At 68.7% G+C, this 6000-nt stretch carries 6 protein-coding genes; 2 read left to right on the top strand and 4 right to left on the bottom strand.

Going from position 1 to position 6000, the window contains the following annotated elements; genetic code table 11:
* Positions 1-499: 499 nt before the first annotated feature.
* Positions 500-1306, top strand: a complete 807-nt coding sequence (locus N7590_RS04985) for a DUF2884 family protein (RefSeq protein WP_164240615.1) — start codon at positions 500-502, stop codon at positions 1304-1306.
* 78 nt (positions 1307-1384) lie between these two features.
* Here N7590_RS04985 and N7590_RS04990 read toward each other — a convergent pair whose 3' ends face one another.
* The 3 genes from N7590_RS04990 to N7590_RS05000 form a co-directional block, all read right to left on the bottom strand.
* Positions 1385-1645: a hypothetical protein gene (locus N7590_RS04990; RefSeq protein ID WP_053511174.1), complete on the bottom strand. Its 261-nt coding sequence runs from the start codon at positions 1643-1645 to the stop codon at positions 1385-1387.
* 66 nt (positions 1646-1711) lie between these two features.
* Positions 1712-2812 (bottom strand): cell division protein ZapE, encoded by a 1101-nt coding sequence (gene zapE / locus N7590_RS04995; protein ID WP_004153673.1) that lies wholly within the window; start codon positions 2810-2812, stop codon positions 1712-1714.
* Positions 2809-3480: a CocE/NonD family hydrolase gene (locus N7590_RS05000; protein WP_164240614.1), complete on the bottom strand. Its 672-nt coding sequence runs from the start codon at positions 3478-3480 to the stop codon at positions 2809-2811. Before N7590_RS05000 ends, zapE begins: the two co-directional genes overlap by 4 nt.
* A gap of 43 nt (positions 3481-3523) precedes the next feature.
* On the opposite strand from N7590_RS05000, the gene N7590_RS05005 reads away from it, so the two are divergent.
* Entirely contained in the window at positions 3524-4381 is an 858-nt protein-coding gene (locus N7590_RS05005) for an EamA family transporter (RefSeq protein WP_053511178.1), read from the top strand.
* A 111-nt stretch (positions 4382-4492) separates the two neighbouring features.
* Here the strand turns inward: N7590_RS05005 and N7590_RS05010 are convergent, their stop codons facing one another.
* The gene (locus N7590_RS05010) at positions 4493-5938 is read right to left on the bottom strand and encodes an ExeM/NucH family extracellular endonuclease (protein WP_164240612.1); all 1446 of its coding nucleotides are present in this window, start codon (positions 5936-5938) and stop codon (positions 4493-4495) included.
* Between the last annotated feature and the right edge of the window lie 62 nt (positions 5939-6000).

The following is a 6000-nucleotide window of genomic DNA, read 5'->3' on the forward strand; positions in this document are numbered from 1 at the left end:
CCCGGGACATGACAGCCCAGGATGGCAGGACGGCGTCGCAGGAGATGAGACCCTGCGCCTGCCACTGCCGTTGACGATCGCGGACGGGTGCTGCTGCCACCCCCTGGAATTGGGGTTGCTGCGACCGACGGCCACAAGATAGTGGGGGTAATGGGGGCCGTCAACGCCAAATGTAGTGAAATTCGGCAATCCCTTGCGCCGCAAGGATCGTGCCATCAGCGCCTCATCGGGACGCTTCAGACCTGCCGGATCGGGCTGCGCAGTCAAGCCCGAAACGCGTCATCGCGGTGGTACAACGCCGCGCGGAAACGGAACAATGACAGCTTCACATGACAGTGATGAAACTGGCTAGGGACAACCCTGTGGATAGCTGGTGGGCAGCCGGTGGGAAAGCCGGTATGGCCGGTTGGATGACCATCGGGCAGTGACTTCCGGCCGGTGACAGTGCCGTGCGGGCGCGGGATGCTGGGGCCCTGCACTGACCGGAAAGGATTCCACCATGCGCCCGCCCCTGCCCGCCCTGGCCCTGCTGGCCTGCCTGGCCAGCGCCCCGGTGCTGGCCGGCGACGCCCCGAAGCTGCGCTCGGACCAGTGCGGCATGCGCACCGACTACGACGTGCTGGTGGACAGCGGCGGCATCTGGCTGCGGCATGGCCCGCAGGCGCCGCACGAGGTGGTGTTCCACGATGGCGTGCTGAGCCTGGACGACGCGATCGTGCCGGTCAGCGAGGCCGACGCCGCCCGCCTGCGGCAGATGGAGGCCGGGGCGCGGCAGCTGATGCCGGCGGCCACCGCGCTGGCCCATGAAGTGAGTGGGCTGAGCTTCGACGTGCTCGACGGGGTCTATGAGAGCCTCACCGGCACCGCCAACAGCCGCAAGGTCCGGCGCCTGCGCCGGCAGGCCGATGACTGGATCGGCGGCACGCTGGGCAAGGGTTACTGGGAACAGGCAGTGTTCGGGCCGGGCTTCGAGGCCAAGGTGCAGGACATGGCCGAGTCGCTGTCCGCGTCCATCGCCCGCAGCGTGCTGTGGCAGGTGTTCACCGGTCGCAGCGATGCGATGGAGGAACGCGCCGACCGCCTGGACGCGCAGATGGAACAGCAGCTGGAAGGCCGCGCCGAGCGCATCGAGGCCCGCGCGCAGGCGCTGTGCCCGCTGGTGGCCGCCGTGGCCGAGGCCCACGACGCGCTGGAGGTCCGCTACCAAGGGCAGCCGCTGCGGCTGATCCAGCGCAGTGAGGGCGTGCAGGTGGCGGCCAGCGTGCGCGAGCAGCCGCAGGATGATGCGGTGGTGCCAAGCAGATAGCTGCGCTGTGGATGCCGGCCGCTGGCCGGCAGACAGCCCGGATACCCGAACAATCCTGAGCCTGTAGAGACGAGTAGATTACTTCTCGATCAGCCCCAGCGCTTCGCCCAGGCTTTCCACAAAGCCTGCCTGCTCATCTGAATAGTCCACTGCGATGCTTCTGAACTGCGAGCACAACGATGATCGGGACTCCAAGTCCATCATCTGCAGTGTCGAAGCCAGTTGTTCGAGCCGCTGGATTGCAGCATCGGGATCCACTACATCATCCGCCGAAAACTCGAGAAATATGGCGAGGTCAACGAGGGCTCGCGCAACGTGCTTGTCGATTTCCTGGCTCATGAATCACCTCTACCGGAATATTTGAAGCAGCCGAGCATGGGCTCGGCTCTACAACCAGCGGCCCCTTCACGCCCGGTGCGGGGTGCCCAGGTACTCGGCGCTCTGCATTTCAATCAAACGCGAGGCGGTGCGCTCGAACGCGCCCTGCAGGCGCTGGCCGGTGTACAGCTCGATCGGCGAGGTGCTGGCGGTGCAGACCAGGTTGACGTGGCGGTCGTACAGCTCGTCGATCAGGTTGACGAAGCGCCGCGCCGCATCTTCGTTCAGGCGATCGAAGGCGGGAATGCCGCCCAGCAGCACGGTGTTGAACTCGTGCGCGATCTCGATGTAGTCCGACGGACCACGCGGGCCTTCGCAGAGGGCGGCGAAATCGAACCAGGCGATGCTCTTGCCGCGGCCGCGCACCGGGATCTTGCGGCCCTCGATCTCGATGTTGCCGGGCTTGGCCGGCTGCCCGCCGCTCAGTTCGTTCCAGCGCGTGGCCAGCCAGTCATCGCTGTCGGCCGCCAGCGGCGCGCGGTACACCGGCGAACGGGTCAGCGCGCGCATCCGGTAATCCTCGGTGCCTTCGGCGTACAGCTCCACGCAGAAGCGCTGCAGCAGGCCGATGGCCGGCAGGAAGCTCTCGCGCTGCAGGCCGTTGAGGTACAGGTTCTCCACCGCCGTGTTGGAGGTGGTGACCAGGGTCACGCCCTCGGCGAACAGGCGTTCCAGCAACCGCGCCAGCAGCATGGCATCGCCGATGTCGGTGACGAAGAACTCGTCCAGCACCAGCACGCGCAGGTTGCTGCGCCATTCCTGGGCGATCTTCGCCAGCGGATCGCTCTGCCCCTGGTGCTCGCGCAGGCGCTCGTGCACGCTGCGCATGAAACGGTGGAAGTGGGTACGGTACTTCTGCTTGATCGGCAGCCCGTCGTAGAACAGGTCGACCAGGAAGGTCTTGCCGCGGCCGACGCCGCCCCAGAAGTACAGGCCCTTGACCGGCTCGGGCTTCTTCCAGAACGAGGACAGCCGGTCCAGCCAGCCGTCTTCGGCGCTGTCGACCAGGCCCAGGTGGATGCGGTCCAGCTCGGCCAGCGCGGCGTGCTGGGCCGGGTCGTTCTGCCAGTCACCACGGGCGACCCCTTCGGCGTACCGCTGCGACGGGGTCAGCTCGGTTGCGCTCATGCCGCCGCGCCCAACCAGTGCTTGACGCCGTGGGTCAGCGCGCCGCGCAGGTCGATCAGCTTGCGGTGGAAGAAATGGCTGGTCTCGGGCATGCGCACCAGCTCATGCGGGAAGTCCAGCGTGTCCAGCCACTGGTAGACGGCTTGCGGATCAACGATCTCATCCTGCTCGCCCTGGATCACCAGCCAGCGCGCCGGCGGTGCGATGCCACCGAAGTCCCAGCGACCGGCCGGCGGCGCGATCGAGATCAGCGCTTCGGGCTGCAGCTCGGCGGTCGCCTTCAGCGACACGAACGCGCCGAAGCTGAAACCAGCCAACCACAGGCGGTCATCAGGGCGCTGGCTGCGCACCCAGGCGGCGACCGCCTTCAGGTCGTCCTGCTCGCCCACGCCGTGGTCGAACTCGCCAGCCGACGCGCCGACGCTGCGGAAGTTGAAGCGCACCGTGGTAATGCCCAGCTCGCGCAGGGTGTTGGCGGTCATGGTGACCACCTTGTTGTGCAGCGTGCCGCCCTCGGTGGACAGCGGATGGCAGACGATGGCGACGATCGGCTGCACCGGCACGTCGGCCTTGGGCAGGTCGACGACCACTTCCAGCGGGCCGGCCGGGCCGTCCAGTTCGAGGCAGGCGGTTTCGCCGGGGGCGACGGGGAACGAGGGCTTGTGCATGGCAACATGATACCGTCCCTCGCCCCTGCCCTGTGCCCGCCCCATGCTCTACCTGTCCCTGGCCGTGATCTGCAGTGTGCTGGTTTCGGTGTTGTTGAAGGTGGCCGGACGCCGCCAGCTGGATGTCGCGCAGATGGTCACCTGGAACTACCTGGTGGCGGCAACGCTCACCGCCGTGGTGCTGCAGCCGCCGCTGGATGCACTGCGCGCGCCGCATGCGCCGTGGCTCTCGCTGCTGGCGCTGGCGGTGGTGCTGCCGTCGATCTTCCTGGTGCTGGGCCGCGCGGTGGCGGTGGCCGGCATCGTCCGCAGCGATGTGGCGCAGCGCTTGTCGCTGCTGCTGTCATTGGCCGCGGCGTTCCTGTTCTTCGGCCAGACCGCCACGCCGTGGAAGCTGGCCGGTCTCGGCCTGGGCCTGCTGGCGATGGTGGCGATCAGCCTGCGCCCGCGCGGCCCGGCAGTGGCCGCCTCACCCGGCGGCTGGGGCTGGCTGCTGGGGGTGTGGGCCGGATTCGCGGTCGTGGACGTGCTGCTCAAGCAGGTTGCGTTGTCGGGCACGCCGTCGATGGCGGCAGTGCTGGCCAGCTTCAGCGTGGCTTTCGTGCTGATGCTGGCGCTGCAGCTGTGGCGGCATGCCAGTGGCCGCAGCCGGCTGGCCTGGCGCAACCTCGGTGCGGGCGCGCTGCTGGGGCTGCTCAACGGCGGCAACATCCTGTTCTACGTGCATGCGCACCAGGCGATGCCGCAGAGCCCGGCCACCGTGTTCGCCGGCATGAACATCGGCGTGGTGGTGCTGGGTGCGCTGGTGGGCGTGTTCGCCTTCGGCGAGGCCACCACGAAGTGGAACCGCGCCGGGCTGGCGCTGGCGGTGCTGGCGATCGGGTTGATTGCCTGGGGCTGAGCGCGGGCGGCCTTGCCTTCGGTAGAGTCGAGCCATGCTCGACTGTCCTTGGAGAAGCAGTCGAGCATGGCTCGACTCTACAGAAAGCCGCCGGGCGTACCCCGGCGAACCTTATTTGTCGAAGCCCAGCAGCAGCGGGTCGTGGTCGGAGCTGCGCCACGGGCCCTGCACGTTGCGGCCCTGGTAGCCGCTGGCGTCCTGCTCATCGGCGTTGCTGTGCCATTCGGCGGCACCACGCAGGCGCTTGGCCATGCCCGGGTTCAGGAGCGCGTGGTCGAGGCGGCCGGTGTAGCCGTTGTAGACGTAGCTGTAGGGGCGCTCGACCCTGGCGACCTTGAACGCGTCCTGCCAGCCCAGGTCATGCAGGGTGCGGATCGGGTCTTCCATCGCGTAGGCGTTGAAGTCGCCCAGCAGCACCGCGTCCCTGGCACCGGTGCCGGTCGGGTCGGTCTGCAGCCAGGCGTGCAGCTGCTGCGCCGAGGTCACGCGGGTGGCGTTCCAGCACCCCTGGTTGTCGTTGTGGTCGGCATCGGCGCCGGCCGCGTCACGGCAGCCCTTCGACTTGAAGTGGTTGGCCACCACCACGAACGGCGCGCCGTGCTTGCCCTGGAAGGCCTGCGCCAGCGGCACGCGGCTGTGTTCGACGAACGGGCCGCCGGTCAGCGTGGCGGGCTTTCCGACCGGCTGCAGGCGCGTGCCGCGGTAGATGATGCCGACCCGGATCGGGTTGTCGCCGGGGCCGTTGCCGGCATCGACGAAGCGCCAGTCGCCCTGCGCGCCGCGGTCGCGGTTGAGCGCATCGACCAGTTCGGCGATGGCCGACTGCGGTCCATAGCCGTCGTTCTCCAGCTCCATCAGCGCCGCGACATCGGCACCGAGCGCGTTGACCGTGGTCACCAGCTTGGCCACCTGCGCCTTGTGCTCGTCCAGCGTGCGCGCACCGCGCAGGGTCGGGAAGCCGCCGCCCTGGCCGTCACCGTTGAAGAAGTTCTCCAGGTTGAAGGCGGCCACGTGCAGGCTGCCCGGCACCGTCGGCACCGCCGGGCGCTTCAGTTCCGGCAGCTTCAGCACGCCTTCGACCTGCAGGCTGGGTCGACCCTGCGCATCCACCCGCACGATGCCTTCGACGTTGCGCAGCTGCATGCCGGTACGCAGCACCGGGTTGCCGGGCAGGTACGCCACAGCGTCCGGGTCACGGGCGTCGCTGCCATCGTCCAGCAGCAGGCGGCGGCGCTGGTTGTCGGCCATCACCTGCTCGTAGCCGGCGGTACCCGGCGCGGCCACTTCGGTCGGCTGCCAGAGGCGGCCATCGAAGGCCACGGTGAGCTGGCCGAAGCGCTCCAGGCCGTCGGTGCCGGCCAGGGTCAACGGCGCGGCGATGCGCACGCGCTGTCCCTCCAGCGCACGCCAGTCGGCCGGGGCCGCAGTCAGCACCACGGTGGCGCTGCTGCGCACGGCAGGCGTCGCCGGGGCCGGTGCAGCCTGCGGCAGGGCCTGGGCGAAGGCGCTGGCCGGCAGCAGCAGGGTCAGTGCAAGGGCAAGGGAGCGGCGGCGCATCGACGGGCGATTCCAGGGAAGAGGGCGCACAGACTAACCCTGAAATGCGAAACCCCGCTTGC

Origin of the sequence: Stenotrophomonas sp. GD04024, from assembly GCF_029837545.1 — a bacterium.
Taxonomy (GTDB): domain Bacteria; phylum Pseudomonadota; class Gammaproteobacteria; order Xanthomonadales; family Xanthomonadaceae; genus Stenotrophomonas; species Stenotrophomonas forensis.

Bases quoted from the DNA above. Each gene is read 5' to 3' on its own strand.
- N7590_RS04985 (WP_164240615.1), top strand. From the start codon at position 500: ATGCGCCCGCCCCTGCCCGCCCTGGCCCTGCTGGCCTGCCTGGCCAGC.
- N7590_RS04990 (WP_053511174.1), bottom strand. From the start codon at position 1,645: ATGAGCCAGGAAATCGACAAGCACGTTGCGCGAGCCCTCGTTGACCTC.
- zapE (WP_004153673.1), bottom strand. From the start codon at position 2,812: ATGAGCGCAACCGAGCTGACCCCGTCGCAGCGGTACGCCGAAGGGGTC.
- N7590_RS05000 (WP_164240614.1), bottom strand. From the start codon at position 3,480: ATGCACAAGCCCTCGTTCCCCGTCGCCCCCGGCGAAACCGCCTGCCTC.
- N7590_RS05005 (WP_053511178.1), top strand. From the start codon at position 3,524: ATGCTCTACCTGTCCCTGGCCGTGATCTGCAGTGTGCTGGTTTCGGTG.
- N7590_RS05010 (WP_164240612.1), bottom strand. From the start codon at position 5,938: ATGCGCCGCCGCTCCCTTGCCCTTGCACTGACCCTGCTGCTGCCGGCC.